A 4421-nucleotide genomic window follows, 5' to 3' on the forward strand; every position below is an offset into this window, starting at 1 on the left:
AGCGTCAGCGCTGACCTCAGCCGCTCATACTTCTTGATATCGCGGCTCAGCGGATAGCGCGCGAGCACGCGATGGATGCGCGCTGGCCCCGGGTACATCCACCACGGGGAGAACTCACCGAGATCGTTTTCAGCCTGGATCGCTGCGTCGAAAGCGGCGCGCCACGCGCGCGGATCGTCCGATGTGAGGACATCATCCCAGTGCTTGTGAGCGACGTTCTTCCGTACAGCGTGTCCGGCGAAGCGGTTCACCCGGCCTTCGCGCTGTTCGAAGTCGACCGGGTTCGACGGCAGGTTCCAGTGCACGACCGAGTGGCTCCACCAGTGGAAGTCGATGCCCTCCTGACCGACGCTCGTCGATGCCAGAATGAACGGAGCGAACGGACTGTTGAACGAAGTTCGCACCTCACCCTGGCGTACTCCCGACTTCTCGTCGGCCGACTCTTGCTTGCCGCCGTACCGCAGCGCGAACCGGGCGGTGAACGAAATGTCACGACGCTCAGCCGCATTGTCGTGCGCGAGATAGCGCGTCGAGCGCAGAGAGATCGCGTCCACAGCGCGCCGAGCGACGAGCATCAATGAGTCATCGTCAAGTTCGGTGGCGCCCAGCTCGCTCACCAATTGGAAGAGGTACTCGTCGAGGACCGCGCGCAGATTGCCGTCGGCGCAGTACGCCAGCACGCTCTTCCAATACGGTTGCTCCTGCCCGTACAACGTCGTCAGTAGCGCGATCGTCTCGGTGCGATTGAACAGCGTGCGTAGCCCCTCTGCGAGGACGAACGCGCTGCGCCACAGGCCGGCTTCGGTGGCATCCGCGCCGGCGACGCTGCGTAGAGCTCGCAGTGTCACGTTGCCGGGGGCGAACGCAGCGACATCACCGAGGTCGGGGTGCGCCGTTGGGTTCGTGCCTTGCTCTTCAAGCGCCCGGCGCACATGCTCCGTCACACCTCGCGCGCGGTCTTCGTCCGCTGCCACCAGCGCGGTCAACTCTTCGGCGCTCACCCTCGACAACTCCGCGGGCAGCAAGCCAGGAACAGTGAAGAACGCATCCGCCACCTGTTCCGCAGCCGGTGCGTCATCGAGAACGAAAGATGCCGCGAAGTCCGCCGCGCCAACGAGCGAACCGCGCCCGCGCGCAGCCGCGAGCTCATCATTCATACCGGCGAGTCCCGGATGGGGCCAGAACATCGCGAGCGTCGACATCGCGGCAGGGCGTCCTTCTGCGAGTCGATACTGCAGACGCGCACTGGCTGCTCGCCGCGCCTCCGGGTTGTTGCCGCGCAGGAGTTCACGATCGCCAGCGGCAAGACGGTCAGCCTCATAACTGAGCAGTGATGCGATGGCTGTGGGGGCTGCGCTCCATGCCGAGAACAACACCTGCTTCGTCACCGATCCGTCCGACAGCGGTCCGAAGATCTCGCCCGGCTCGAGATACGGCATCGTCGGGGGCATCCACAGCAGTTTCCACCAACCGTTCTCTACCGTCTCGTTGGCCAGTGCACGCAGGTGGCCATTGCCGAGATCAACGGGGTCGAATGCCGCCACTGCATCTGCGTTCAGCGAGCGTGTCTTGCGCAAAGCGCTCGCCGTCTTCGCGCTGCCTTCCGCGAGCAGACGCTTGGTGCGTTCTGCCGGCTTGTAGCCGTCCATGAAGCTTGCGAAGTAGGGGATCGATTTCCAGTACTCCACATCTATCGGCGCATCGACCGTCGAGCCGAGGTTGCGCAGTGCCGCCCAGCCCTTCATATCGGTGACGCTGGGTGTCTCGGTCGCCAGCTCACGCACCGCGACGAGGTCTTCGTTTGCTGCGATCGGCGGCCGCTCGCAGCGGCTCATGAGAGGAAGCAGTCGATTGCGTACCTCCAGAGCAGCGGCGTCCGCATCCTGATTCAGTACCAGCGCCTGCCGGTAGGCGGCCAAGGCGTCGGATGCCGCCTTCTCAGAACCCGCTCCGCCACCCGCGAGGAAACGCACCGTCGCGAGGAAGTCTTTGTAGTGATCGTCTTCGGAATCCTCGGCGTTCGTGAACGGCTTGTACGGCGTCGCCGACAGCAACAGCACCCGTGCATCCTCATGGTCGAAAAGCGCGTGCGCCAGCTCGCCGGCGTCTCCCGACTCAGGGTTCAAGAGCTGACGAAAGCGCTGAAACTCATCGAGGATGATCAGATCAGGTTGGAGCGTGTCGACGCCGGCCTTCGCCAGCGCGTGTCGCAGCCGACCCATCAGCTCCTGTGTGTCATGCCACAGGTCGTCCGGGAGCTTCTTCTTCATCCACAGCTTCGCGCGCAGCTCGAAGAAGAGGTCGAGCGAGCCATCCTCGCGAATCAGCTTCTCGAACGCCGAGACGATCACTGGGTCGGGCTCGCCATCGAGCTCCTTACGTAGATGCGCGATGCGGTACTCGAAGTTTGCTCGGGTGTGCACCGTGCCCTGCATGAGCACGCGTGTGATGCGCCGGTCTGAGTCGGTCTTGTTGAACAGTTGGTCGAGGATGAGCGTGAGCATCGCACGCTCGGGTGCAGAGCCCTGTCGGTGCCCGCCTTCGCTGAACGATGTACCCGGGGTGAACGAGACGAGGTTCACCTTCTTGCGACCGTCGCCGGACACTCCACTCAGCCGCTTGCTCTCACGAGCGAGCATCGTCAGTCGTGTCGTCATGCCAATGTGGTCGTCACCTGTGACGTTCAGCCGGCGGAGGTTCTGCGTCGCAAGGTCGACGTTGCTGCAGACATAGACGATGTCGATACGTTCGATCTTGTCGTCGTGCTCGAGGTGTTCGATGGCACGGGCGATCACACCGCGGGCGACGATGCTCTTGCCGAGACCCGTTTCGTCGGCAACGAGAAACCGACCGGATGCCGCGTCGCTCTCGGGCCCGTAGAAACGATCGAAGACATGGTTCACGGTGTCGCGCTGAAAAGATTTCAGTCCGCTCATCACCGCGTCGACGTCGACGCTGCTCACAGCCGACCTCCCATCAACGAATGGTGGGCGTCCCAGACGTTCGACCAGAGTTCATCGAACCCCTCCGGCAATAGATCTTGCTCGTCGCCGTGTTCGCGCACGTAGTCGATGACGCGGCGCGCGTCGGCGAGGCCATGGTGGCCAGCTCCAAGCGCGCGCACGAGCGCTTCGAACAGCCCCGACCCGTCGAATCCGTCGGACGCCGGGGCATTGAAAGCAAAGTCGCCTGAGCCGGTACCCGTGCCAACGAGGTCACCTGACAGTTCCAGCATCAGTGTCAGCAAGCGGAGGAAGGCCGCACGGTCGGTGAGCTGGCGCGCGACGATGGCGTCTTTGCGCGAGGGGACGTCGTCGAGCAGACGCGCGAGCACAATGGTGCGGCGTTTGCGGCCCTCGCTGTCTTGAGCCACGAGAGCGATGAAGGGCGTGATGTCGGTGAGCGGGATGTCGTGGATCGTGACGGCAGTGGCCTCGTCGGTCGCGAGGGTGCCGGCACCGAGGTCGGCTCGCGTAAGCAGGCGCCAGTGCAAAGAGATTCCCGCATCGGTGAGGATGGAGAGAGAAGCTTCGAGGTCCGGCTCGCCCCACACTCGAAGAGAATGCGGGGTACCGGGGAGCACGCGCGCGACGAGGCGTGCCCCCGCGAGCTTTCGCACCATCGCTTCAAGACGCCGCTCGGCCTTCTCATCCTCGGACTCGACGGCCCCGCCCTCGGTGATGTATTCCTCCTTCAGGTCGCCGAGCGCCTCCAGCGTCGCGTTCACGCCGAACTTCGAATCGGGTCCGGTGAATTCCACCATGACCTCTACATTGCTGCGCCACGCAGCATCCGTGGCATTCGCCGAACCGAGGAAGACGTGCGAACCGTCGAACCGGTCGACGACGATCACTTTGGCGTGCAGACCGCTCAGCCGGTCGAACTGGCTGTTCGCATCATTCGCGTCCTCGCCGATCGCCGCGTCGTCGAGCACGTACGTCATGAGTTTCTTGTCGAGCGCTGTGGGTGGGAGCGCGTCGAGAGTCTTGGCGCGCGACACCAAATGCGTCGTCGAACGAACATCGGATCGCAGCATCCGCAAGCCCTCATCGGTTGCGAAAGGGGAGATGATCAGCGCTCGCTTGCCGCGGAAGTCGGGGAATACCGATCCTGGCATGCCGACTGCGTGGAACTGCACGTCCCGCGCGGCGGTCGGTAGCTCCCACTTCACGGCGCGGAGGCGTCCGGCGAACGCGAGAATCTCGGTGCGACGCTCCGCAGGTAGAGCGTTGACCGCGAGTCCCGGAAGGAAGGCGAGCAGATCGACGAGTGGGCTGTTCTCATCGCGAGCGACGCCGCCTTCAGCGGGAGTGCCGTCGAGACGCACGATGGTGTCCCAACTGCGATCGTCGGTGAGGTTCCGGCTTGCGCAAAGATACCGGTAGATGCGACGTTCGCCGGCTGCGTACTCGAGGAACCAC

General features: G+C 63.9%; 2 protein-coding genes. Both read right to left on the reverse strand.

Features of this window, described 5'->3' with window-relative positions; genetic code table 11:
• A partial coding sequence (locus tag Q1J95_RS14865; RefSeq protein WP_300269024.1) for a helicase-related protein occupies positions 1-2963 on the reverse strand: 2963 nt, incomplete at its 3' end.
• The coding region (locus Q1J95_RS14870; RefSeq protein WP_300269027.1) for a phospholipase D-like domain-containing protein at positions 2960-4421 on the reverse strand (1462 nt) is incomplete at its 5' end. The genes Q1J95_RS14865 and Q1J95_RS14870, both read right to left, overlap by 4 nt.

It is taken from the genome of Microbacterium sp. (assembly GCF_029263575.1).
Taxonomy (GTDB): Bacteria; Actinomycetota; Actinomycetes; order Actinomycetales; family Microbacteriaceae; genus Microbacterium.